The following is a 24,134-nucleotide window of genomic DNA, read 5'->3' as shown; positions in this document are numbered from 1 at the left end:
GGCGAGAGAATATTGCCCAGTCTTTATCCACCAGCCTTACAGACTTCTAATTCTTGGAATCAGATCTAAGGATTCGATTTCTCCCAGACCAGCTTCCAGTAGTTGAGGAATGATTCCGCGGCTTGAGAGTCCTCTATCATTATGACGAGCGGGTTGTCGATCCAGAAGATTATACCGACTTTATCGCCGTATATACATATTGATACCTTCGAATTGTAGCCTTCCGGCAGATAGCGGTGTTCGATCGGCTCGTGCTCGCCGACTACGCCCTTCATTTCGTGTTCGAAAATTCCTTTTATCTTGATATCTCTGTCCTGACGTTTCCGCGTGTAGCTCGGTAGAAAGTACTCAAGCATATCCTCAGATTCTATAGCAGATCCAAGCAGATGGATTGTCTCTCCCTGCCGTATCTCATCGTTAAAAAGCTGTTTAACACCCTCTTTTCCCTCAAGAACTTTCACGTCACGCCCCTCTTTTTCTGAGTCGTAGAACTTCTGGAGGTTCGGCATTGCGTCTTCAAGCTTCTGTTGTTTTTCCTCCAAATCAATCTTCCGGTCCTCAAGCATTTGCTCAAGGTTTTCTGGATTACAAGGCTTGTAGATACGCTTGTTTTCTCTATCAACGTAGCTAATTAATCCTTTTTCTGCGAGCGCTGCTGTGACGTCATACGTTAGCCGTCGCTGAACCCCTGAGCGTTTTGCAAGCGCTGTGGCAGTTCCTTCGCCCGATTTCAGGAGCTCCATGTATATTTTTCTTTCAGAATCCGTCAATTCGAGTTCTTCCAGGATTTCTTCTGGATCCATAACGTTTTGGTCGGACATAATTTATTCATAACTGTTGCCGGATTAGTGCCTCTGTGGTGCAGCGGCTACACTACACAGCTTGAGTTAGGAAACCGCCCAATCATATAATGCAATGTCAGATGGAATCTCTGATCACGGTATTTCGAACTACAAAATCGCTTCAGTAGGAGAAGTACTCTACGACAACCACATACACTTATCGGAGGTACCGGAACCCGAGCTTGAGGAATGGACTGAACAGGACTGGTTCCCGAAGCCGGGAGAATCAATCATGACAGAAAGCCCGCCAGAGGTCGAAGAATACATAGAAGATGTTCTGCCGGGCGGTAGAAGCCCGAACCAAGCACTTGCAGCCGCTCACGCCGGTTCAAACACATTTTTCCACGGGAAAAGCTCCAGAGAACCAGAGCTCGAACATGAAAACTTGGACTACGATATCGATGTCGTACCAAATGCTGAATCTGATGTCTATATCTTTGTCTCGGACGATGGCGAGAAAAGAATCACATGTCATAAGGAGCAGGAGCTGGCGGACGCTGATTATGCAGAAAGACTTCTCGAAGATGGAAGCTTTGATCAGACCGATTACCTGATGGTTTCAAACGGTGAGAATCAGAATTTCCTTCATTCGCTTTTTGAGGGACTGGAAGGGACGGATACAGAAGTTGTTTTCGACCCTGCACCCGTTGAAGGCTCTGGAGACTTTTTGGACTACGAATGTGTTAGTTACGTCACTCCAAATGAGAATGAGTATGTCCAGATCGCTGACGAGACTGAAGGGTCTGATTCAACTGTCTTGAAGACCTCTGCGGACGGAGTTGATGTTGATGGCGAGTACTTCGTTGAATCGCCCGATGTTGAACCTGTCGATACCACAGGGGCCGGTGATGTATTCAATGGTTATTTGACAGCCTCTCTTTCCGAGGGATGTGGTCTTGGGAAAGCTGTTAAGCGGGCAACTTACGCGGCATCTCTTTCGGTGACCAGAGAAGGCGCCCAGCGCTCTATTCCAAGTTTTGATCAGGTAAATGATTACATCGAAGGTGAATCAGGAAAAAATATGGAATTGACAAGAACCTCATAAACTACTATCCTTTATTCGTATGGAAAGGAGATTGTGTTCCTTTCTTCCATATATGTTGAGTCAACAGCTTCTTCGTAAAGTTTCCCAATGACGGCTGTGTTGGCCTCTCTAAGGGAGCTGTGATCGTTTACTTCTTCTTCAATGAACTCTTCCAGGTATTCGTTTAGGAACCATTCCCTGTTTTCGCCTTCCATACTCAGTCCGGAACTGATCATTCTCTGGATATACTCGCCTTCTCCGTAATGTTGTTTCAGGCCTTCTAGATACGAGTTAATTGATTTGCCTTTATCGTTTAACTCTCTGGCTTTCTTGATGTTGTCCGAGTCTATTAGTTTGACAGGTTTTTCTTCTTCTGCATCGTAACCCATCAAGTTGTCCCCGTTGTCTTTCCATGTGGAGGTGATCTCTGCTCCTTCGGGCTTTATTTCTCCGGTTTGCACTCTTTCTTCCAGTTCGTTGTAGAGATTTTTCGGATGCTGATCTATCTTACTTAGGGCTAGAGGTACGAGTTCTCCGCCGCCCTGTGAAAGGTTTTCGTAATTCAGTAGGGTTTCGGGATCGTTTACTGCTCTCAACTGTCTAATGGCTTCACTGGCTAGCTCGTCCGAACCAACCATATTTTCTTCCAGGTAGCTTTCTCCGGTTTTTTCGTTGAGAAGCCCCGCTATACTGTCGGGTGCTTCATGCCAGGAAAACCTTTTGTCCGTCCAATTTCCTATCTTTGAGTTGAATTCTTCGGTGTTTTCATTCCCGTCTGTGATTTCTTCCCACTGATCGAAGATATCTCCCAGTCTTGTCTTATGATATTCTATGTTTAACTCCTCTAGCTCCTCATCAACCTGAGCCATGTTTTCTCTTATCTTTTCATCTACATTGTCAAACTCGTTTGAATACATTGAAAGGTTTGAATACTGTCTTTTCTCTGTCATATCTTCCTCTAGAATAGTTCTTAGGCTGGTGCTCCATTCGCCGTTTTCGACTGAAGCCTCGTTCTCTGGATGATTGATATCTGTTTCAAGTTCTAAGCCGGTCCACATCGGGTCTACGATATGTTTGATAGATGGAGCGTTTTTCTCTGTAAGAGTGGCTTTAGTGGAAAAATCGTATTCCTCACGGTTCTTGACAGCGAATTCTGGGAAGCTAGGAAACCTTCTATCCCCGACATTAACAGCTATATGTCCGCCCGCCCTATCGAATGAGCTCTGAAGAGCTAGGTACAGACCGTTTTCTTCCAAGCCCCAATCCTTGATGTTTCCAGATATGTTCATGTTGTATTCCCAGAGTGGCAAATTATATAAAACTCCGACTTGGGGGCCTTTTAAACAAGAAAGTCCGCATTTATTGCATGGTCGGAATTAAGAGGTCCTCGGTCATTTTTCTGGCGAGTTTAGTGTTGGTGCTTGTGGCCACAAACTTAGCTGGTTCCGAAAGACTCCTGATTACCGATTTCAGCTCTAATTATTCTGATTCAAGTAAGGCTGGTGATGTCCGCTTTAATGCTTCACTTCGGAATAATGTTGTCGAAAAAGAATCGCCAGGTGTCATAAGAATGTCTCTTCAAAACAAGGGGATGGACAAAGTGTTTGAATTTCCAGGATTTCCACCATTTGGGGCAGTATACGTGGATGATTCCTTTGGTTCTTATGCATTCAGTCTTTGGCATGAGAACTATACTAACACAGGGTATGTAGGGGTTCAGGGAGGAAGTGTTGTAGGTAACCCGATAGGTCTATTGAAAGAATGGGAGGAAGGAGAGGCGAGAACTGTCGATTATAAGTTACTTCAGAATCACGCTAAGCTTGATAGAGAAAGTCTTCCCAAGCCTGGAGATTATGCCATTAGTGATACAATAGACTATAGGACAAACAACAGCTCAGAACAACTTCGATACAGTATTAATTTTACTATAGAGCGTTATAGCTGGTTAGATCAGGTTATGTATTGAATTTGGCTGTATATTTATCCGCTTCTTAGTCACTTTTCCGGTCAGATTATTTTTCTACTACGGTGATGGTTCCTCCACCAACGTATGGCTGATGGTTGTGGTAACCCCATTCACCAGTCTTCTCGAACGTAAAGCTGTAGCGATCGCCTGTTGAACATTGGTCGAATGCCTGAACCATCGGATCGCCGTTTTCACAGTGTTCTCTCCGAGTCGAGTCATCATAGTTTGTGTGAGTAGGATGTTCGTTTGATCCGACCCACATTGAGGCAGAAGCATTGCTGATCCATGTAACGGTTTCTCCCTGTCTGATCGTCAGATCTGCTGGTTCAAAGCCTGAACCTGTGAAGTAGATAGTTCTGGTATCTGAATATTCTATTTCAGAAGGTTGGGTGGTATCGGTATTTTGTTCAGATGCGGGTTCAGCTGCGTGTAGACAGCCGGAAGCGGCAACAATTACGGCCATAAAAATTATCTCTGCTCTCATATACAAATTGATTGTTTCCGGAGGTTTTAACCCTTTGCTCCCGTATCATATAGTATGGAACTCAGAAAAGCATTTGAATCTAAGAAGGAGAAGTTACCTGTTTACGGCCTCTCAGCGTTCATGCTTGTAGCCGGTCTTTCAAAGTTTGTAGCCCTAGGTCTCTGGCTTGGTTACGAGCCTCGGTTTTTAGTTCAAATACTTCCCCTAACAGCTCGGCAGCTGACACTGATGGGAGGAGGGTTTGAAGCGGTTCTAGGCTTTGCGCTTTTGACCGGTAAAAAAACTTTCTACACCGCTTCATTAACAGCAATCTATCTCTTCGGAATATCAGTTCAAATGATCAATCTCGGTCTATACGATCTGGCTATCAGGGACACCGGACTAACGCTTTATGCAGCCAGTGTTGCCGTCCTTAAATATGATTAGAAAAGTGAGGGTGTACTAGGCTTGTTTGTGCTCTTCCGAGTTCTGTCTCAGATTTTAATTTGATTATATTATTCACAACTTTTGTGTCTCTGTTTCAAAACCTAGTCTATGGAGTTGATAAACCAGTAAAGTTTGCAAAAACTTAAGAAGACTTACATCTAATTACATCTTGTTACAATGCCTATTGCAATAGATGAATTTGAATCACAGCCAGAAGAAATACTGGGCCTTGATAAGGAAACACAAGCGTATAAAGTGCTTGAGTATCTAGCCGAGAATCCTGACAAAGCATTCACTCCGAAAGAAATCAGTGAAGAAACAGGGATCAAGAAAGGAAGTACGGGCACAGTTCTCTCCCGACTGGAAGATCGGAACCTTGTACGGCATAAAGGAAAGTACTGGGCAGTCATAGAAGATGATCGACTGGCATCCTTCACTGCGATGACTCAGGCAAGTTCCGCTTCAATTGGTGATAATTACTTTGGTGAGAGCGAGTGAAAGTCGAACAGGGGGACGCGTTACGAGTTCTTGGAATAGTCTACAGACCGGACATAGATTCGGGCCGCGAAGCCGGTTCGAAGTGAAACACTCAGAAGCTCTAAAACTGAAGAAGACATCATAAAGATGGCTTAAAGATCATAGTGTTATGCTTGAACGATAAAGATAAGAGAACATAGTATTTAAGAGTAAGCACTACTATTGGTAAGCATGAGGAAGCACCTCGCAGTTCATCTGTAACCAATCAGGTGGACGGAAAATTGCTTCAGGCTCCCACCCGTTAATAATAGATTGTTGGGAGCCTTCCTCACTATTTTTCCTATTTGTTTGACCTCAAAACCATTGCTTTTAGGAAGTCATAGTCACTTTCAAGCAGACTGTCTAATTCTTTCTCCCTGGCTCTGTAAGCCAAATCATGGCACTCAGGTTTCTTAATCTCATTATGGACATGACAAGGAATCAGAACAGGAAAATTATTCGTTGGAACACTAGTATTATTGTTTAGGAAGTTGAATAGATGATGTTTAATCTGCGGCAGTTTACCTTCATATTCGCGATCGACTCTTACCTCCTTTAACCTGTGTAGATCGTTTTGAATGAGCATAAATAGACCGAAAGCAAATAATTTGACTCTATATTCTCTTATGTTCCCTAATTCCTTCTTAGCGGCTTCTTTAATTCTTTTCTTATGCTTCTTATCGATAAAAATTGCATTAGTAAATTCCTTACCTGATTCATCAGAGAAAGCCATACCTATATGACTACTTTGATTCTCTATTTTCCCGCTCTGATCCACGTAAACAGTATGCTTCCTCACAACTTATCTTTATCAAGTAGAAAGCTTGTATTCGTATTAGTAACAGATTGTCCAGAACAGTTTAGTTAATCGGAATCAAACTATGTAGCTGTAGAAATCGTATATTGGTCCCTAGTCGTTTTTAGAGAGGTTTTTCTAGGGTTTGAGGTCTTCAAAAATATTTGTTTAGTTTTAATTGGATCTTGTGGACATCGCCTATTGATAAGTGACATACTTCATTGTGACCGGAGTGATTCATAGAAACGGAAGGGCGGAGGGCGGGATTCGAACCCGCGTCCCGACCGCCACAAGGTCGGAGTATAGACCAGCTAACCTACCTCCACCGCAAACTCAGTTAGACAGTTCGATCTGGAGCAACAAACTTCGCAGTCAGGTGCTTCACACCGAGCTGTGGTTTACAGGAAAAACTAATGGGCTGAAGTTTTAATTATGTCACTAGTTTTTGGGAAAAATAGAGAAAAAAAGTTGAGGTAATCGGTCTGTTTATCCGAATCTGCCGATCAGATACAGGATGAGGCCTATTATGACTCCAACTGCAGGTGAAAGGATTAATGATCCAAATAAACCTATAAGTTCTACTTGCTGATCATAAACAGGTTTATCTGCCGACCTATATCTTCTGTAAGCAAAGAGGATTATTGGACCTATGAGATATCCTAACCAGCCGATTAACGGTAAACCGCCGATGGTACTTATCTGCAGCCCTCCAAATATGGAGATAGCACTAAATACAAATGCTGTTATAAATACCATCAACGAGTAATTGGCTAGGGAAACACCTATCGATTCAAGATCTAATTCCATATCACTGAACTTAGGAGAGGTTTTTAATAAAAATTAGAACGTCAGTGGGTGTTCACGTCATCATTTCTCTTATCGAGATCAGACGATGTCATTACCTCATCATCCAACCATAAATTCGAATAGAAAAGTTAAAAAGAACGGAGTGTAGCGCTACTGTCCATCAGATTCTAGATTCCGTCCGCCCCCAGAGTCTTCCGGGTCATTATTTCGGTCAGGATTTCTTCCCTGCTGTCGACGTTCCTGTCTTCTCTGCTGGGCTTCTCTCATATTCCGGAGTGCTGTCCGCATTCCTTGTCTTGCCTGTGCATTAGGAGCGTTCCGAACTGTTTCCCGCATCATCCGCATTGCTCTTTCAATACCTTCTTCATCTGAGCCCTCGGCTTTACCCGCAGTCTTTTCCAGCTCTTTTGTAGCCTTTTCTACTCCTTTTGTATCGTTATTTTCGGAGGCTTGTCTGGCTTCTGCTGCTCTTTCCTGTGCTACATTCCCGGCTTTTTTGAGTCCGGCGTTCATCGCAGCGTTGTCATAAGCTGTTTCCAGGCCGTAAATCATTGAACCTGAACTGATTAATCCGGGACCGGGTTCTGACTCATCTGGAGCTTCTTCCTGTGCTGCTGCAGGTACAGCAAGTAATGCAAATGTGATAGTCATAATGTATAGTTTTGTTTCCATATATAGACTCTTGTTTGGACAGTTAAACCAGTGCTGTCTTATCTCAGAGAAAAATCCTCTTTTTTATGGCTTCGATCCGAATTTCGACCTATGAATATATTTATAACCGGTGGATCAAACGGTATAGGCAGGAGAACAGCGCTTAAGCTTGTTGAGAAAGGACATAACGTAAAGGTATTTGATAACGATGAAGAGGCATTGGGACAGCTTGACCGTGAGATAGAGACGTTTCATGGTGATGTCAGAGATCCTGAGGACATTAAGCAGGCTATGAGGCATTTTGAGGTTGAGGTTCTTGTTAATTCTGCTGGTTACCAGAAACAGGGAGCTGTCGAGGATATGGATATAGAGATTTTCAGAGAACATATAGAGACCAACTATCTCGGAATGGTGAACACGATCAAGAATGCGATGCCATCTATCCGCAGATCGAACGGTAGAGTCATCAATATTTCTTCCATAGCCGGAAAGACAGGGGCGCCATTCCTCTCGGCTTACTGTGGAAGCAAACACGCGGTAGAAGGTCTCTCAGACTCTCTTAGGATGGAGCTAAAAGATTCTGAAGTTGATGTTGTGATAGTTGAGCCAGGCCCTATCAGAACAGGTTTCAACGAACAGGGCAGAGAACATCTCAGAAACTTTGTTCCAAGTTCCCGTTTCTCCAACCAATACAGCAGAAAGCTTGATTCACCGATTGACGGCGTGGAAACAGAGAAAGCGGCTTCTAAAGTGGTGAAAGCAATTGAAGCAGAGAAACCTAAAACCCGTTATACTGTGACAAAGGAAGCATTTTTCGCCCGGAAATTCAAGCGTTTTTTCCCTGATAGATGGTGGGACAGGATTATACTGTCTAGAGAATAACTAGATGCGGGAGCGAGGATTTGAACCCCGGAACCTCTACAGGACAGCGCATTTGCAGTCGAAAATCATAGATTTTCTCGAATGGTCATCTTTTGCTCCCGCTCAAGAAAGACCATACCTCAACGCTGCGCCTTTGACCACTTGGCTACCCCCGCAAATGGTTAAACTGGATTAATACGCAACAGGTTTTGGCTCTTGTCTAATACTTCCTCATCTATTTTTTTAACTGGGTTGCTGTTAAGCAAAAGAGATTTCTCTCCGTATTCCCTTGTTTTCTTCCAGTAGGCTGCAAGGAAGCTCTACATCTGTCAGATCTAGGTTTTCCTCTAGGAACTCTGAGGAATTAATTTTTTCTGCATCATAACTATCCATCCGTTTCTCGTAGAAGTTGTTCTCTCCAAGCACTCTCTTCGATTCTTTCATGTTTTCCCGGTGCCTCATTATTTCTCCCCATGTTGCTCCGTCTCGAAACATCAGATGGTATACCTCAGGGATTTCCTCAGCCCAATAGCCTCTGGTCGTAACTGATTCTCCACCAAGTTTTGTTGTCGTATCTATTATCTGGTTTTTCCCGGAGTAAAGATCTTTTCCTTCCGGTCTGATGTAGGATGTTTCTTCTAACATTTCTATATCATCCTGTAGATTATCAAGGTGCAAGTCTGTTAATTCGGAGGCCTTTCTCTGGTTTTGATCTTCAATGGGTAATCCCAGTATTTCGCAGAACTTTGAATCGTCTGTGTAGACAGTTTGGCCGCTATCAGGCCGTTTAAAAATATTCATTCCCGGTTCCAAGTTACTGGATAGTTGCTCGTTCACTCCACGCATTACATGCTTGCCCTCATATTTTTCTCTGGGAAACTCGTTTGCATATTTCTCTTCTTGATGGTCCAGGCCTGCAGTAACAGGTTCTTCATCTGCAATTCTGCTCACGGCCTCAACAATCAGCGGAATGTGGGATGGATGCTCTACTTCAATATTATAGACGTTGCTTATATCTTTCGGTATACTGTAATCTTCTTCCCAAGATGAGTTATTCATTTTCGACACTACTAATCTTCTCCTAAATATTTATTAGCTAAATCCTTCGCTAGCTTTGTTTCAGGAACTCTTTTCGAATTCTCTGGCAAATAATTAAGTACCGGAAATTATTATGGAGAGTTTGAACTGAGCTCACTGCAGGAGCCTCAGCTCCGGTATCTACAACCGCATGGATGAACACTCTGGTTACAGGTTACTCCTAGTATTCCGGATTCTTTTCCTCAACTTCCTCTAGATAGTTCTCGTGTCGTGCCATCATAAAGAAAAGATCGCTTAAACGGTTGATGTAGGCCAGTACTTCTTCCCGGATTTCCTCTTTCTCGTCTAGGGCCACAACTTTTCTTTCAGCTCTTCTTGTAACTGAACGTGCCAAGTGAAGATTGGAGGCTGATCGTGTGCCGCCTGCAAGCACAAAGTCTCTTAGTGCCGGACACTCTTCCTGATAGTCATCGCATCTTATCTCAAGCCGATCAACATCTTCCTGACTTATTTTCTTATCTGGATCTCTGTTCGCAAGTTCTGCTTGAAGAATATGAAGTTCGTTCTGGATTCCCTTCAAGTTTTCTTCCTTATCTACAGTAAAGTTTTGGCAGAGACCGGTCAAAGAGTTTAGTTCGTCGATGGTTCCGAAGGCCTGTATCCTTTCAGAGGACTTGGAAACTCTTTCTCCAGAGGAAAGATCTGTTCTTCCCCGATCACCTCTACCAGTATAAACCATGAATATTTTCTGTTATGTGAGTATTAAAATTCTAATTGAAACTAGATTTATCAATTACAGCTATAATCATTAAATGTGAAGCTGTACGAACAGGAAGCAAAGAATCTTCTGGAAAAGAAAGGAATAAATGTACCGGATAAAGACGGCGAGGAATTGGTCGTGAAGGCACAGGTCCTTGCCAATGACAGAGCCGGTAATGGCGGGATAAAATTTGCTGGGAGCCGTGAGGAAGCAGAGAGAATAGCTGATGAAATGAAGAATAGAGAAGTAAATGGATATGAAGTAAACAACGTTCTAATAGAGGAGAAACTTGGTTTTGAATCGGAATACTATATCGGGTTTCTTTACGATACTGATACCAGGAAACCAGCTCTCCTATTCTCCGGTGAGGGAGGAACAGGTGTAGAAGATACGGACGTGAAAAAGATTCCTCTCAAGGCCGATACAGGAGAAAATGACTTCCAAGATTTTCTGGAGCCGAGAGATGTCGAGGACGTCTCAGATCTAGCAAGTATTACTTACAGCCTATTTCAGAGCTTCCTCGAAGAGGATATAAGACTGCTTGAGATAAATCCTCTAGTCTATACAGGAGAAAAATATGTAATTCTGGATGCTATGATGGACCTAGAAGATGATGCCGCTTTCAGACATGAATGGAGTTATCCGGAACGCTCAGTTATGACCCGGGAAAAGACGGAACGAGAGAAAAAAGCGGAGAAGATCGATGAAGATGATCATCGGGGGGTAGCGGGTAAATATACTGAGCTTGATGGAGATATTGGCATGATGCTTGCGGGAGGCGGAGCTTCCCTGACTAACATGGATGCAATGATCGAATACGGTGGAGAACCTGCAAACTATACAGAGTACGGCGGTAACCCTCCAACTGAGAAAGTTTACAGGTTGAGCAAAGTAATAATGTCAAAACCCGGATTGAGAGGTCTCTGGCATGTAGGAGGAACTGCAAACAATACTGATATTTACAGGACTATGAAAGGCTTCTGCCAGGCCTTGGAAGATGAAAAACCGGATTACCCGATTGTTGTGAGACGTGATGGCCCGAATGCGGATAAAGCATTTGAGCTTCTGAGAGAAACTAGAGAAAGACTTGATCTGAATATGAAGCTTTACAGAAATGATACTTCAATGACGGAGACAGCTGAAACATTGATGGAGATGGTAGAACAAGGTGAAGAAGGATGAGTAGAATACCGGTATTTGACATAGGTGATACATTGATGCCATCTTTTAGGCTTCAAAATGAACTCATAAAGGACGAGATGAAAGAGCAGGGTGCGGAAGAGATCCCCGAGTTTGATGTCAATAACTTCAGGATATATACAGCTTCCGAAGTCAAAGAATATCTGGACGAACACGGTCTTGATCACGGTGATCCTCTTAGAATAATCGAAAAATACAAGGATAGAGAACGCCGATATATGGAGGAAGCAGGTATATTTGAGACTTTGAAGAAGATCTCTGAAAAGATGGGGCCTATCGGATTTATCAGCGACAATACTGTTGAAGGTAAAAAGTGGATGGCGGCTCAGCTGCAGGCTCACAATGTTCCCTATGAAGGTCTAGTCGTTTCAGAAGAGATTGGTGTAGAAAAGCCGGATCCGAAGATATTCAAGGAGTTCCTGAATATTAGAGGACGCCCCGGAAAGGATTTCGCATATTTTGGAAACAACTTGGATAGAGATCCTGAATGCCAGAAGGTCGGCATGGATTTCGTTCTAGTAAGCCAGTATAAGGTATTTGGTGAGGATAAAGAGTATGATCCTGTAGATGAAATCACGCTCAATTCTGTGAAGGAGGCGGTGGAATAATGTCTATACTGGTAAATAATAATACAAAAGTGGTGATCCAGGGTATAACAGGGAGAGAAGCCTCAGAGAAACTATCGGAGATGCTTGAATACGGAACAGATATTATAGCCGGGGTAACTCCAGGAAAAGGAGGACTGGAAGTAGAAGGAGTACCTGTCTATGATACAGTAGAGAAAGCCCTTGATGATCATCCGCAGATCAACACATCCCTTGTTTATGTACCGCCATCAGCCGCCAAAGATGCCGCTTTCGAAGCAATTGAAAACGATGTAGAGCTTGTCGATATAGTTACGGAACGAGTTCCAACTAAGGATTCTTGGAAAATCCATGAAAAAGCTAAAGAGAAAGATGTCCGTGTTGTAGGTCCAACTTCGGTAGGCATAATATCGCCAGGAAAATGTAAATTAGGTCCTATAGGAGGAACCAGACCTGAAGAAGTCTATAAACCTGGAAAAATAGGTATAATATCTAAATCCGGAGGAATGACAACAGAGACAGCATGGGTGGTACGTCAGGCAGGTTTCGGTGTCTCGACAGCTATCGGGCTTGGAGGAGACAGAATCGCTTGTACCACTTTTGCCGATGCCCTGAAAATGTTTGAAAGCGATGATCAGACAGAAGCTGTTGTCATGTTCGGTGAGCTAGGCGGAACTTACGAGAACAAAGCTGCCGAACTTATCGAACAGGGAGCTTTCTCAAAACCCCTTATCGCATTTGTAGCAGGAAATTTCACAGAGAAAATGCCTTCACAGAGTTACGGTCATGCCGGCGCTATAATCAGAGAAGATACTGATAAACCGTCCTACAAAGAAAAAAGGTTGAGAGATGCAGGAGCTCATGTAGCAGATTTCCATCACGAGATTGGAGATGTTATAGAGGATCTAGAGATTAAGTAAGCAATAATTATTCTGTGTCTTGGTCGGGAAAGAGTTAATTATATAAAATTGCGAACCTATTTTCCTACATAATGTTTCGGGGGGAACAAGGGAATTTTGCATGCAAAACTTTTGACAACATTAGAACTTATGAGGTAATCTAATGCTTGAGGCCTTCACCTATGAAGGCCTATTTGATAACGCATTCTATCATGGGGGTTCCTGTGTATGAGTAGACCCCTAAAAATTGATTCTAGTACTATAGCAAACTTTCAAATGGACGGTGATACGTCTGAAGAAGTTTTCGATGACATATTAAGCAATTTACCGGGAACAAAGTTTAACCGAAGTATAACTCCTGAATTCTATGGTGCTTTGTCTGAATTTGTGGTTGGTGTCGAAGATCGAAGATTCAATGGTATTAATCCCCGTATTAACTCCGATGATAGAGATAAATTTTTGACAGCATGGAGAGGATTTATGTTGGGTGATGAAAGTAAGATGAATCTAAAAGATTCGGCGAAGTCAGATCTTTCTCCATTTGTTGAGAACTCGGATGAAATTCCTCAAATTGCTGGATTGCCTGTCGATGAGGTTGTAGAAAGAACAGGAAATTATCTTGCGGACACTTATACGGAAAGAGATAGATCGATTGTAGAGAATAAGTATCTGACTAGGAAAAACGCAGTATTCCAAGACAGGTTGGGATTAAAAGACGATGATGTATTGAGGGTTCCAAAGCTTGGAGAACCTGATGAAGTAGATGAAGTTGAGGCAGCGGTTAGGTTAATTGGCTCTGATGCAGAGAAAGCGGAGATCATTTATCCTTTAGTCCCCGGAAAAAACGGGCTGGAATGGGGCCAGATCAATTCCATAACTGAGGATGAAGCCCGGGAAAAAGTGGAAAGTGATAGCATTGATGAACTGGTTGATAGAACCTTAGGACCTGTTGAGGAATCAATGGAGAAGATAGCAGAGACTCTAGAACAAAAAACAGGCCTGAAAAGAGCCGATATGGATCCCAGAGATTATATTGAGACCGTCTATTATTCCGAACTTGATTCCGTGATTCTGGAAGAAGACATTGTTCCTGATGCAGTTGTGGAGGCCGGAAATGAGTCCAAAAACGCTACTGACATCAACAATCAAGCTTCCAAAAAAATCAGTGACCTGACAGGTATAGTACCTCCACATGATACAGACCCAATCGATTTCATGGATGCCGTAGCAGAATCTGAAGGAAGTTTGAGAAACTTCAATCTAAATGCGGCTGCGAGGGAGGCTTTGCTTGATGTTGAGAGAGGGACTGATGAATGGGGATTAAGAGTTTACAGGAGAGGAGACAGTGAAGCCTACTCTGTAACAACCATAATTGATCCTTTCCCAAACGGCTACGATGAATGGAATGAAGAGAAAAAATCAGAGTTCCCGTTCCACAAAGAGATCGATACAGGCGGTGGCTTGTTTTACTGGAAAAACATTTATGATGGAGCCGGTGGAAAATACGATTCAGATATTATAACAGAATACGCGGGAACCAGAGGAACATTGGCACACGAAGAAGTTTTCGAAAACTATGTTGATGACCCTGAAAAAGTAAAGGGTAATACCGAAAAGTACTGGAAAGATTTAGAAGAACTTGAGGCCTCTGAAGATGATCTAGGGCCTTTGAAGGATATTATAGACTGGAAAGGAGATGATGAGTTTGAAGTACTTGAATACGATGAAAATCCTTCAGGGTTCGCAAGTAATGGCAGAGAACTCGCCGAAAAAGAAATCAGTTGGGTAGAAGAAAAATTTGAAGACCTTGAACAAGATCTAGGTCTCAGTAAAGACAGAGTAATTGCCGCGGAGAAAGAGTTTGTTCATACAGCCCAGCATCCTGTTGATGGAGACGAAACTGTTTCTTATGGAGGCACGGTTGATATGATATACGAGGATGAAGACGGTGAGAATGTATTACTAGATCTTAAGACAGGGTCCTTAAAACCAAATTATGTGGTTCAGTCAGCCGCGTATAAGGAAGCTGTAGAAAACTCTGGGTCCTTTGAAATTGATAACATTGATAGGGTCGTGATTCCTTCCATAGATCCCGAAACAATGATGTATGACGACAGAGAACCCGTAATATACAGTGACAAACCACACGAAAGTCCGAAATACAACAATGAAAGATTTCTGGATGCCTCAAACATAGATCTAGAGTCATCGGAATACCGAGAAAACCGTTGGAGGCCTGAAAACTGGGATGAAGAAGCATTCTACATATTTGCGAGAGCAGCTGAAGAGATGGAAAAAGCCTCAACCTAAGTTATCACAAATTCGGACACTGAATTAAATTTTTGGATTTAGGTTATAGATATGAGCCTATCTAAAACTTCAGGAGGTATTTTTTGAATAATGACAGAATGGAAAACATCGGTTTCATCATCAGGAGAGGATGCCAATGTGCGGGGAGAGTCCATCAAAGAAGTTATGGACATGGATTTCTCCGATGCAATATTTTTGACTTTGAAAAGTGAAATACCTGGTGAGGAAGAATCTGAAATGTTCAAAACTATTTTATCAAGTTGTATAGATCACGGAGTCGGGAATCCATCGACAGTGGCTGCGAGAACAGTACAAAGTGGAGGGAACGACATGAATGTTTCCGTTGCAGCAGGAATCTCGGCTTTAGGTGACAAACACGGTGGAGCTATAGAGGGGGTGATGAGATTACTTCAGTCAAAGAATTCAGCTGAGGAGATAGTCGAAGAGAAATTACTTAAGGATAAGAAAATCCCGGGTCTTGGCCACAAAGTCTACGATGAGAAGGATCCTCGAACCGAGAAAATCTTCAAGAAAGCCGAGGAGCTAGGATTGGAAGGAGAATGCACAGAGAAGATGAAAGCTGTCCAAAGAGTTTTCTCAGACAGAAAAGTCTCTCTCCCAATTAATGTTGATGGAGCTATTGCTGGTGTGATGAGTGATCTTGGCTGGGATCACAGACTTGGAAAAGGATTGTTCATAATAGCCAGAACTCCCGGTCTAGTTGCCCATGTCCAAGAAGAAATGGATAAAGAAGACTTTCGCCGTGAGAGCGGAGAGTATACAGGTGATCAACCATAGAATATGAGGAGTTTGAGTCACAGCTAGGGAATATAGCTATCTCAAAGAGACATATTGAAAGAGAAGAATCCGACAATCATTGGATTCAGGGGAGGGAGGAAAGAGAGGGTGAGGAGAAACTTGTTGATTCAGTTGATTTTTCCCAGATAAAGGATATTGAGTATGAGATAGGATCTGTACTTGACTCGGTTAACTTGAAAGTGGACGGTGAGCGGAGAAAGCTATACTTCAAATCAAGTGAGATAGCTAGAGAGGTTCTAAAGAATCTGGATTACAGGTTGAAAGCTTTTCGGCAGAACTATGACTGAACCGAAAGGTATTTATTGTTTACTGTTTAGTCACAAATTCATGGGTAAGACAGAGCAACGTTATGACCTGGGAGTATGGGAATATGACCTTTTGATTGATTATTTCGTAGATAGTGAGGAAGTTCTTGATCATGATGAAGAAAATAAAGAGCTTCGAGCTGTGACTGAGAGAAATGGCAGTGATGTTTATTTCCAAGTAGAATGTGATGAAGATACTACCTGGTTCTCAGTATTCTCATATAACGAAGGAGAAGAGCTCGAAGAAGAATGTCTCGAGAGAATGGCCGAAAGAAGACTTCGGATGGTCTACGGAGATTGAAGTCGATACTAACACCGGTACTGTTGAGAGCTAGATTTTCTCAGAACTCATAAGTCCAAACCACATGAAATGATGCGGTCGCCGGGATTTGAACCCGGGTCGGCGGCTCGAAAGGCCACCATGCTTGGCCAGACTACACCACGACCGCATTTAGAACTTGTGTAGAAAAAGTTGGTACTAAGACTTTTAATGGTGTTTAACTGTTCAGATCAAGGTATAGATCATCTTCCAGTTTGTCGAGCTTGCCGGTTAATACTTGTTCTTTTTCAGCCAGGTTCTCATCGGATTTAACTATAATCCATGATTCTGGTCCGTTAATTGTGTAGAGACGTGATCCTGAGACATCGCTTTTGTACTTTAACTCACCCATCACCGATATTTTTTCTCCGATCATTCCCTCATCAACTTCAGAAGGATTCAAATAGTTTTGACTAGATCTTGTTCTGTTATTTAGAGATAGGGATTGGGTTTTGCCGTTGTCTAGTTCTTCTAGTTTCTTCTGAATTTTCCTTATTCCGTACTCCATTTCCTCAACTCTTTCAATATCCGGTTTCTTCTCAATATCTGCTCTCAGCTTCTTTATTACGTCCTCTCTGTCTTTTCTTATTCTCGTCTGGATTCTATCCTCAAACTCTTTTAGATCCTGATCTATGTTCTCTACTTTTTTCTCCAGTTTCTCACTGGCTTTCTTCAGTGTTCTCTTAGTTTTCTGTATTTCTTTTTCCAGCTCTTCTTTTGGATTCTCCTCTTCAATCCTGTTCTCCAGTTTCCTTAGATCTTCTTTTCTTGATTCAAATTCTTCATCAATGTCATTGTTTAGTTCGTTTCTTAATTCATCTATTTCCTCGCTTACCTTAGTCTCTATGTCTTTCTCAGTTTCCTCTAATTCTCTTTGTTTTCTTTCAAGGTCGCTTATATCTGAATCTAATCTATTCTTTTCATCTCTTAGTTCCTGTATTTCTTCGTCTACTTTATTCTCTATGTCTTTCTCAGTTTCTTTTTGTTTTCTTTCAAGCTCGGTTATATTTGAATTTAATCTATTTTTCTCGTTTTCAAAACTGTCTTCATCAATCTTTTTTTCCACCTTTTCCTCTAGTTCCTCAAGAAACTGTTGATGTGCATTCCCAATATTTTCTAGTTCTTCTGAGTCCGCTTTCCCTTTCTCCAGTTCCTTTGTTTTCCGTTTAAACTGTTTTCTTGTTTTCTTTATATCTTGTTTCAGTTCCTTGGATTGTTTTTCTCGTGATTCCTCTACATCCTCTCTCAAGCTTTGGTTGAACTCTTCATTGTGTTTTTCGATCTTCTGGAACTTGTTCTCGATCATCGCAGCGATATTCTTGTGCTCATCCTGTATTACTTGAGATACTTCACCTGATACCTCTTTGAAAACTTCTTCCTTGATACCGTTGAGTAGTTTCAGGAATCTTTCTCTATCATTCTCTCTGTAACTTTCGAAAACCTGCCTCAGATTCGATTGTTTCTCCTTCAAAGACTTTTCCAAAACCTGGTTTAGTTCTTCTATTACTTCTTCTCTCTCATGTTCCTGCAGTTCCTTCAACTCCTCTTCAAACTCAGAGTCTTTTTTCTTCATCTCAGGCAATATGCCGTCTAAATCCATCGTTATCGAATATTTACAAGATCCTAAATAAAATGGTTCGCTTTCAGATCGGCTGGGCAGTTTTTTTTCTTCTGGACGGAAATTGAATACCCCCTTAATTCATATCTGGTATCAAATGATAGGTGATTTAATAGAGGAATGAAAATGTTCTGGCATGGCTTTGCTTGAAAATCTTCTACTGGTTTTTCTTGCAGGTCTTATAACGGATCTGGCGACCGGTATAGGGGCTTTACCGTTTTTCTTCAAAGAAGAGTTCAGCGATCGGCTTCTGGTTGGTATGTGGGGCCTTGCCTCAGGCATAATGTTTTTCGCCTCGGTTTTTGGTTTAATACCTGAAGGACTGGCTTCTGGCAGCGTTTTTGAGGTAAGTATCGGCCTTCTCATCGGTGTATTGCTTGTAGAAGGTGCTTCCCGCGTTCTGGATGAGTACGAGCTTGATCCTGGAGCGTTTGAAGAAGCTACTTTCAAGAAGATGGTGCTTATACTTGGAGTCTTAACAGTTCACAGCTTCCCGGAAGGTGTTTCTATCGGGGTTGCATTCGCCGAACTAGGATTTGAGGGAGGCGTACCCCTCCTTGGATTTGCTATTCCTCCTTTAGCTATACTGATGACTGTTGCAATTTCTATACATAATATTCCTGAAGGAATTGCTATATCTATTCCGTTCAGGTCGATGGGAATGAGTAAGTGGAAGATGTTGGGTGCGACAATATTTTCATCACTTCCACAGCCTATTGGAGCGGTAATCGCTTTCGTTTTTGTTAGACAGGCTAGACAGTTCATGCCGATTGGATTCGGTTTCGCAGCTGGAGCTATGATCTATCTTGTAGCGACAGAGTTCATTGAAGAGGCTCAGGAGAAAGGCGAGTCATTAGATGACTGGCGCTATACTTTTATTTTAGGCTGTCTTGCAGGTCTTGGAATTATGCTTCCACTTTTCGTCTTTCTGTAGGTTGATGTGAAAAATGTTGCTTGATGAAGGTGTTTCTATGATAGAACTGGCTGGAAATCTGATAATTGAGGATGGGAAGATATTGCTTCTGTACAGACCAGAACATAGCCATTGGGAGGTTCCCGGTGGAAAAGTTGGAGAGGATGAAAGCCCGACCGAGACAGCTGTTGGAAAGGCAGAAGAGAAGATCGGCGTTGAGATCAAACTGCGGAAGCCGTTTTACTCTGGTGAGTTCCAGCATAATGATGAACTGTTTCTGTGGCACTGCTATATTGCAGATATCGAAGATGGAGAGCCTGAAATACAGGAGGAGAAGTTTGATGAGTTGAAATGGTTCTCTGGAGATGAACTGGATGATATTAATTTAGCTCCGAACTTGGAAATGATCCTGCCTGGATTAAGAAAAATGGGTTGAAAATATGTAGAGATCAAGTGATCTCGTGTTCTGCTACTTCCTCGACTGTGTCTACGTGTGTGAGGAAGATTGTTCTACAGCAGTACTTTTCAAGTCCGAGATCGTCTAGTACTTCTTTCTTATCCTCTCCTTCTTCTACTCTTTCGTTGAATTCGTTCCATTTGTCGCTGATGACTTTCCCGCATGAAAGACATCTTACCGGTATTTGCATTTTTTGTTCACCTTGTGAAGTGTGTTTTATGAGTTCGCTTTCGTGTTAGAGGAGCACAACTCCTATCTGTAGGATTTTTGCTGTTTGTGTCTTGCTCCCTTGCTTGACTGGGAAGGTTTTCTGGTTTCTGTTCTTCTGGGGTCCTCGACCATCATGTTTCTGTCGTACTCTCTGAAGTCTCTCTCCAAGTCTTTGTCTCCAGTATATTCAACTAGTGTCCGGGCAATCGCCATCCGGATTGCTTCTGCCTGGCTCTGGATTCCGCCTCCTTCAACATTGACTTCAATATCAACATCTTCAATTATTGATTCCCCAGCAATCGTTAGCGGTTCTTTGATTCTTTGTTTCGGTGTTTTTTGCCAGGTGTTTAACGGCCGGGAGTTGATTCTTAGTTTTCCGTTTCCTTCCTTCGCTGTTGCTCTTGCCTTTGCTGTCTTTCTTCTTCCTTCTCTATGAACAGTGTTGGTCATTCTAGTTCACCTTTTGGCTCCCAGCCTATGTGCTTTGATATTTCACCAAGTTTTACATAGTTCTTGTTCTTGAGTTGGTCTCCTTGTTTTGTACCTGGGTCCTCTGCTTCCCCGATTTCTTTAGGATGTCCAAGATACATTTTGAGGTTGGAGAGCTGTCGCTTTCCTTCCTCTGTGTCGGAGATCATGTTCCTTGTTATTCTTTTCAGGATTCTCTCCGGGCTTTTTGGGTGATGTGGTCCGAAGTCGCGTGAACCTCTCTCGTATTTCTGTTTATACTCTGATAGTACTTCTTCTTTGCTTCCTGATACGACTGCTTTTTCCGCATTGACTACTTTGACTTCTTCGCTATCCTTCAGTTTCCGAGATACGTGTGTCGCCAGTCTTCCGGAAATCTTGTTCTCTGCGTCAAGTACTACAGCCATTATTTGATCACCTTTACATTGGATCCTTCAGGGTTTTCATCCACTAGATCTTCGATGAACTTGAACTCTCCGTTTTCGTTAATATGATTCTTTGCCGATTTAGAAGCTTTGAAAGCTGCTACCTCGACTTCTTTTGTGAGTCGTCCGGAGCCTAGAACTTTTCCGGGTACAACCACTATATCACCTTCCTCTGTATTTCTCTCAATGTCTGAAAGATTAACCTCTGGTCGTTCTCTATTAACTTTTCCAAGATCTTTAGCTGCTTTGTTCCATACAGAAGCTTCCTGCTCCTGCAGAAGCTCGATCGTATTTACAAGTACCGGATTTGTTGGGTCTGCTTTCTTATCCATAATTTGTACACCTCGCGGCTCAAAAGCCACTGACGGTAAGAGTAAAATAGAAGTGAAATCTTATAAATGGATTGAGATGCCGGGGACAGGACTCGAACCTGCGAACCCCTGCGGGAACGGATCTTGAGTCCGTCGCCTTCAAACTTCTAGGATAAATCCCAGAGCATTCTTACAGATGAATGCACTTCAGCTGAGCTGGAGAGTTCTTTGACCACTTGGCTACCCCGGCATTTGCTGTATTTCATTGTTCTCTTGACATTCTTTTGAATGAATCGTTTGATATCTAGTTGAGCCTATGTTTAGAATTGATCATAAGCGGCTTCTGGAATTACTGCACAGCAAGAAGTTCCTATAATCACAGTCTTTTGTAGCTAACTGAGTGACTACTGCGAAGATAAACGAGGATTTTGATGGAGGATGAGAATTTGTCATTTTGTTTCTCTACGTCCCCTTAATTCACAATCTGAACCGGGTCAGTCAGTAAGATGTGGACGCATTAACTCAGGTCGAGTATTTATGTCTCATCCTTTTCTAAATTTACTGTATGAACGGAGAAGGAGATTCTATTCCGGAGTTTGAAGTCGAAAATCAGGATGGAGAAAAAGTTGTCTCAGAGAAAATCGGGGAAGCTGTAATCTTCTTTTACCCTAAAGCTGACACTCCCGGATGTACAAAAGAGGCGTGTAGCTTCCGGGACAACATCGAGCGGCTGGAAGATAAGAGATTGGGGGTGTACGGCGTCAGCACTGATTCAGTAGAGGCTCAGAAAGAGTTTGCTGAAAAATACAATCTGAACTTTGATCTTCTGGCTGATCAAGATGGCGATGTAGCCGGAAAGTTTGGTGTCTTACAGGAGTCAGGCTATGCAGAGAGAACCACTTTCATACTGAGAGATGGTGAGATAGAGAAGGTTTTTAGAAAAGTTGACCCTGGGGAACATTTAGATGAGGTTATCCGGTATCTGAGAATGAACAGAAAGTAAATGAAAAATTATTTCCTGAGCTCGGTCTTCCTGATTTCAAGGTCTCGGAATGGATAGATTTTGTTGACCTTGTCTCTGAGTTCTTCCTGGATGTTGTCCACGAAGATGTTTTCCATCAGCTCGTTATAGCTTTGTTCAGAAGCTTTCTCTTCCAGAATATCTGTAATTGCTTCTCTAGCGTCTTTTAGAGTGTTGGTCGAAGTTTTCTTTACCGTAGCTCCGACAACCTTGATTCTGACTTCCCTGTCATCATCGGTTCTGAAGTCTTCCACTACGTCAAGTCGTCTACTTCTCTTCCTTATCATTCTCGAGACATACTCTGAAGAGCATTCCATCCCGTCGATCTCTGTGAACGCCTTGTTTCCTTCGACCTCGGTTACTTTGAATGATACATCTACATAGTACTTGCTGGAATCATCCATTAGTTCTGTCAGATTCTCTTCAACTGTTCTCCCTACTACCTGAGAGTCTTTTTCCGCTGGTGTTTCTGTAATCTCTTCTGCATCAAAGATGTCAGGGACCTGTATTTCATACCAGTTTTTCTGAATAACTGCTTTAGCCATAGCTTTAGACCCGAATCAAAACTTTATAAACAGTAGGCCGTCCAAAATCAACTGTAGATTTTGAAAAATATGATCTTGAAGTTTACACAGAAGCTGTGCCCGAATTTTTCTCCGGTATAGTAAGAGCTTGAGAATGGTTGAGAGATCAGGTAGAATTATCGGTTAGAGAGCTTTACTGAACTTCTTCCACGATTCCTTTGCTGACTTTTTCTATAAACTCTTCTTTGTTCTCTTTCGGGAATTTTGCTCCGGCGGCTACGTTGTGGCCTCCACCTTCTCCATCTATTTCTTTACATATCTCTTCGATTATGTGCCCCAGGTTGAGTCCGTTTTCTACCGCTTCTTTTCTGGCTCGGCAGGAGGCTTTTATCTTGTCTTTCTCGGCTTCTGCGACTCCAAGTATTGCAGGGACGTTCGAAAAGAATCCGTTGCTCATGGTGATGGTTGTGATGGTTCCGATGAAGTCGTCCTCCACTTCGTCTTTTCCATCAATTACTCCAATACCGTTCTCGTAGATAACTTCGCTATTGTTCTCGTTATCCTCTACATAGCCGAGTGCTGAGGAGATCTTTCTTCCGTATCTGCTGGACATTTTTTCAGCAAGGTCTTGATCGTTTTCAAGAAGAATCTTGACGCCTTTCCGTGGCTCTCCAAGTCTGCCGCATGCGTTGATGATTGTTGAGAACTCATCGATTCCATGGCCGTTTGGGAGTTCGTATATGTTGTTCATCAGCTGGTGTGCCTCGTAGCCCTGTGTTATCAGTCCATGAATCAGCTGTTTTTCCTCTTTCTCCGATAAGTCGCTTAAAGTTTTGAAATCTCCGTTCTCATCTTTGATTTCTATTCCTGAGGATTGAATGAACTGTACAGCTCCTGATTCGTTATTGGTTATACCGTCAAGGTATGGATCTGAGGTATACATTAGCGATTTATGGAGGGGTTTGGTGCTACGGCCGTAGAGATCCAATCCCTGTCGTTTCTCGATTAAACTGTTTTCTTCAGCTCTCTTGAGTAGGTCTTTGTTGAGACCAAGAAATTCTCCGTCCTGTTTCTGGACGTCTCCGGTAGCTCCGATCAGAGCGTACTTCACCAGGTCAATATTTCCCTCGTCAATAGCCTCTGCCAGAAGGTAGGTGGTGCCTGCTGCGGAGATTGATTCCCCGCCGTCAATCCCGTTGAAATGAGGGTTGATATGGAGAAATTCTCCTTTTATCTGTGGTTCGTGGTGGTCTGATATAATTACTTCTTTTGCTGCTTTCTCAACTATGTGTTTCTGTACGGCTTCTGACTGGCCGGAACCGATGTCTACAAACAGTATAAGATCTTCGTCTTCCTCTGCGATCCTTTCGACATCTTCCTCGTATAGCTGCTTCAGTATTTCATATTCGAAGTCTTTTCCAAGTCTTTCAAGCATCTCATATGCAATTGCGGTCGCCGAAATACCGTCAGCGTCATACTGCCCGACCAACCTGATTTTGCCGTCAAAATCTTTCAGTTTCTCTGCTGCAGGTTTCGCAGCTTCCAGAATTTCTTCAACCATTCCTATAGAATGATCTTTA

General features: G+C 42.6%; 29 protein-coding genes and 3 tRNA genes. 14 read left to right on the top strand and 18 right to left on the bottom strand.

Features of this window, described 5'->3' with window-relative positions; all coding sequences use genetic code 11:
- Nucleotides 1-65 precede the first annotated feature (65 nt).
- Nucleotides 66-821 carry a hypothetical protein gene (locus BRC29_05365; protein PSG99516.1) on the bottom strand — a complete coding sequence of 252 codons (756 nt, stop codon included), beginning with the start codon at nt 819-821 and terminating at the stop codon, nt 66-68.
- 94 nt (nt 822-915) lie between these two features.
- Here BRC29_05365 and BRC29_05360 point away from each other — a divergent pair, with 94 nt between their 5' ends.
- On the top strand, nt 916-1,887 hold the full coding sequence (locus BRC29_05360) for a hypothetical protein (GenBank protein ID PSG99515.1): 972 nt from the start codon (nt 916-918) through the stop codon (nt 1,885-1,887).
- A gap of 11 nt (nt 1,888-1,898) precedes the next feature.
- Here the strand turns inward: BRC29_05360 and BRC29_05355 are convergent, their stop codons facing one another.
- Complete coding sequence (locus tag BRC29_05355; GenBank protein ID PSG99514.1) at nt 1,899-3,155, bottom strand: hypothetical protein; 1,257 nt, start codon at nt 3,153-3,155, stop codon at nt 1,899-1,901.
- Nucleotides 3,156-3,232: 77 nt separating this feature from the next.
- On the opposite strand from BRC29_05355, the gene BRC29_05350 reads away from it, so the two are divergent.
- A complete protein-coding gene (locus BRC29_05350; GenBank protein ID PSG99513.1) occupies nt 3,233-3,832 on the top strand; it encodes a hypothetical protein in 600 nt (199 codons plus the stop codon).
- 46 nt (nt 3,833-3,878) lie between these two features.
- On the opposite strand, the gene BRC29_05345 is transcribed toward BRC29_05350, so the two are convergent.
- Nucleotides 3,879-4,316, bottom strand: coding sequence for a hypothetical protein (locus BRC29_05345; protein ID PSG99512.1), 438 nt, complete (start codon nt 4,314-4,316; stop codon nt 3,879-3,881).
- A gap of 54 nt (nt 4,317-4,370) precedes the next feature.
- Between BRC29_05345 and BRC29_05340 the strand changes: the two genes are divergently transcribed.
- Both BRC29_05340 and BRC29_05335 read left to right on the top strand, forming a co-directional pair.
- The gene (locus tag BRC29_05340) at nt 4,371-4,742 is read left to right on the top strand and encodes a hypothetical protein (protein PSG99511.1); all 372 of its coding nucleotides are present in this window, start codon (nt 4,371-4,373) and stop codon (nt 4,740-4,742) included.
- A gap of 177 nt (nt 4,743-4,919) precedes the next feature.
- Nucleotides 4,920-5,240: a MarR family transcriptional regulator gene (locus BRC29_05335; protein PSG99510.1), complete on the top strand. Its 321-nt coding sequence runs from the start codon at nt 4,920-4,922 to the stop codon at nt 5,238-5,240.
- A gap of 319 nt (nt 5,241-5,559) precedes the next feature.
- Here the strand turns inward: BRC29_05335 and BRC29_05330 are convergent, their stop codons facing one another.
- The 4 genes from BRC29_05330 to BRC29_05315 all read right to left on the bottom strand — a co-directional run bounded on the left by BRC29_05330 (nt 5,560) and on the right by BRC29_05315 (nt 7,533).
- Nucleotides 5,560-6,057 (bottom strand): hypothetical protein, encoded by a 498-nt coding sequence (locus BRC29_05330; protein PSG99509.1) that lies wholly within the window; start codon nt 6,055-6,057, stop codon nt 5,560-5,562.
- Between the two features lie 249 nt (nt 6,058-6,306).
- Nucleotides 6,307-6,380, bottom strand: a tRNA-His gene (locus BRC29_05325).
- A gap of 160 nt (nt 6,381-6,540) precedes the next feature.
- A complete protein-coding gene (locus BRC29_05320; protein PSG99508.1) occupies nt 6,541-6,810 on the bottom strand; it encodes a hypothetical protein in 270 nt (89 codons plus the stop codon).
- Between the two features lie 201 nt (nt 6,811-7,011).
- Entirely contained in the window at nt 7,012-7,533 is a 522-nt protein-coding gene (locus BRC29_05315; protein PSG99507.1) for a hypothetical protein, read from the bottom strand.
- 90 nt (nt 7,534-7,623) lie between these two features.
- Between BRC29_05315 and BRC29_05310 the strand changes: the two genes are divergently transcribed.
- A complete protein-coding gene (locus tag BRC29_05310) occupies nt 7,624-8,394 on the top strand; it encodes a hypothetical protein (protein ID PSG99506.1) in 771 nt (256 codons plus the stop codon).
- 237 nt (nt 8,395-8,631) lie between these two features.
- Here the strand turns inward: BRC29_05310 and BRC29_05305 are convergent, their stop codons facing one another.
- Complete coding sequence (locus tag BRC29_05305) at nt 8,632-9,432, bottom strand: hypothetical protein (GenBank protein PSG99505.1); 801 nt, start codon at nt 9,430-9,432, stop codon at nt 8,632-8,634.
- Between the two features lie 199 nt (nt 9,433-9,631).
- Nucleotides 9,632-10,150, bottom strand: a complete 519-nt coding sequence (locus BRC29_05300) for an ATP:cob(I)alamin adenosyltransferase (protein PSG99504.1) — start codon at nt 10,148-10,150, stop codon at nt 9,632-9,634.
- A gap of 75 nt (nt 10,151-10,225) precedes the next feature.
- On the opposite strand from BRC29_05300, the gene BRC29_05295 reads away from it, so the two are divergent.
- From BRC29_05295 to BRC29_05270, 6 genes are all read left to right on the top strand, one after another.
- Nucleotides 10,226-11,353: a hypothetical protein gene (locus BRC29_05295; GenBank protein PSG99503.1), complete on the top strand. Its 1,128-nt coding sequence runs from the start codon at nt 10,226-10,228 to the stop codon at nt 11,351-11,353.
- Nucleotides 11,350-11,979 carry a hypothetical protein gene (locus BRC29_05290; protein ID PSG99502.1) on the top strand — a complete coding sequence of 210 codons (630 nt, stop codon included), beginning with the start codon at nt 11,350-11,352 and terminating at the stop codon, nt 11,977-11,979. The genes BRC29_05295 and BRC29_05290 overlap by 4 nt, the downstream gene beginning before the upstream one ends.
- Nucleotides 11,979-12,875 (top strand): succinate--CoA ligase subunit alpha, encoded by an 897-nt coding sequence (locus BRC29_05285; protein PSG99501.1) that lies wholly within the window; start codon nt 11,979-11,981, stop codon nt 12,873-12,875. The genes BRC29_05290 and BRC29_05285 overlap by 1 nt, the downstream gene beginning before the upstream one ends.
- Before the next feature lie 255 nt (nt 12,876-13,130).
- Nucleotides 13,131-15,164: a hypothetical protein gene (locus BRC29_05280; protein PSG99500.1), complete on the top strand. Its 2,034-nt coding sequence runs from the start codon at nt 13,131-13,133 to the stop codon at nt 15,162-15,164.
- A 90-nt stretch (nt 15,165-15,254) separates the two neighbouring features.
- Nucleotides 15,255-15,962: a citryl-CoA lyase gene (locus BRC29_05275; protein PSG99499.1), complete on the top strand. Its 708-nt coding sequence runs from the start codon at nt 15,255-15,257 to the stop codon at nt 15,960-15,962.
- Nucleotides 15,963-16,310: 348 nt separating this feature from the next.
- Nucleotides 16,311-16,589, top strand: a complete 279-nt coding sequence (locus BRC29_05270) for a hypothetical protein (protein PSG99498.1) — start codon at nt 16,311-16,313, stop codon at nt 16,587-16,589.
- Nucleotides 16,590-16,662: 73 nt separating this feature from the next.
- Here BRC29_05270 and BRC29_05265 read toward each other — a convergent pair.
- Nucleotides 16,663-16,737 (bottom strand) — tRNA-Glu (locus tag BRC29_05265).
- A 48-nt stretch (nt 16,738-16,785) separates the two neighbouring features.
- Nucleotides 16,786-18,207 carry a hypothetical protein gene (locus BRC29_05260; GenBank protein ID PSG99497.1) on the bottom strand — a complete coding sequence of 474 codons (1,422 nt, stop codon included), beginning with the start codon at nt 18,205-18,207 and terminating at the stop codon, nt 16,786-16,788.
- A gap of 154 nt (nt 18,208-18,361) precedes the next feature.
- On the opposite strand from BRC29_05260, the gene BRC29_05255 reads away from it, so the two are divergent.
- Together BRC29_05255 and BRC29_05250 are read left to right on the top strand one after the other, a co-directional pair.
- Entirely contained in the window at nt 18,362-19,159 is a 798-nt protein-coding gene (locus tag BRC29_05255; GenBank protein PSG99496.1) for a ZIP family metal transporter, read from the top strand.
- Nucleotides 19,160-19,172: 13 nt separating this feature from the next.
- Nucleotides 19,173-19,574, top strand: coding sequence for a hypothetical protein (locus tag BRC29_05250; GenBank protein ID PSG99495.1), 402 nt, complete (start codon nt 19,173-19,175; stop codon nt 19,572-19,574).
- Nucleotides 19,575-19,587: 13 nt separating this feature from the next.
- On the opposite strand, the gene BRC29_05245 is transcribed toward BRC29_05250, so the two are convergent.
- The 5 genes from BRC29_05245 to BRC29_05225 form a co-directional block, all read right to left on the bottom strand.
- Entirely contained in the window at nt 19,588-19,785 is a 198-nt protein-coding gene (locus tag BRC29_05245) for a DNA-directed RNA polymerase subunit N (protein ID PSG99494.1), read from the bottom strand.
- 62 nt (nt 19,786-19,847) lie between these two features.
- On the bottom strand, nt 19,848-20,255 hold the full coding sequence (locus BRC29_05240; protein ID PSG99493.1) for a 30S ribosomal protein S9: 408 nt from the start codon (nt 20,253-20,255) through the stop codon (nt 19,848-19,850).
- The gene (rplM, locus tag BRC29_05235) at nt 20,252-20,680 is read right to left on the bottom strand and encodes a 50S ribosomal protein L13 (protein PSG99492.1); all 429 of its coding nucleotides are present in this window, start codon (nt 20,678-20,680) and stop codon (nt 20,252-20,254) included. The genes BRC29_05240 and rplM overlap by 4 nt, the downstream gene beginning before the upstream one ends.
- Nucleotides 20,680-21,030, bottom strand: a complete 351-nt coding sequence (locus BRC29_05230; GenBank protein ID PSG99491.1) for a 50S ribosomal protein L18e — start codon at nt 21,028-21,030, stop codon at nt 20,680-20,682. The genes rplM and BRC29_05230 overlap by 1 nt, the downstream gene beginning before the upstream one ends.
- 77 nt (nt 21,031-21,107) lie before the next feature.
- Nucleotides 21,108-21,195: transfer RNA gene (locus BRC29_05225), tRNA-Leu, on the bottom strand.
- 379 nt (nt 21,196-21,574) lie between these two features.
- Between BRC29_05225 and BRC29_05220 the strand changes: the two genes are divergently transcribed.
- A complete protein-coding gene (locus BRC29_05220; GenBank protein PSG99490.1) occupies nt 21,575-22,012 on the top strand; it encodes a peroxiredoxin in 438 nt (145 codons plus the stop codon).
- Nucleotides 22,013-22,020: 8 nt separating this feature from the next.
- Here the strand turns inward: BRC29_05220 and BRC29_05215 are convergent, their stop codons facing one another.
- Nucleotides 22,021-22,575, bottom strand: a complete 555-nt coding sequence (locus BRC29_05215; protein ID PSG99489.1) for a hypothetical protein — start codon at nt 22,573-22,575, stop codon at nt 22,021-22,023.
- 172 nt (nt 22,576-22,747) lie between these two features.
- Entirely contained in the window at nt 22,748-24,115 is a 1,368-nt protein-coding gene (locus BRC29_05210; GenBank protein PSG99488.1) for a hypothetical protein, read from the bottom strand.
- Nucleotides 24,116-24,134: the final 19 nt, after the last annotated feature.

Source organism: Nanohaloarchaea archaeon SW_7_43_1 (assembly GCA_003009795.1).
In the GTDB taxonomy this organism is placed as follows: domain Archaea; phylum Nanohalarchaeota; class Nanosalinia; order Nanosalinales; family Nanosalinaceae; genus SW-4-43-9.
Note: the sequence above shows the minus strand (reverse complement) of the source record. Positions and strands in the feature narration are given on the sequence as shown.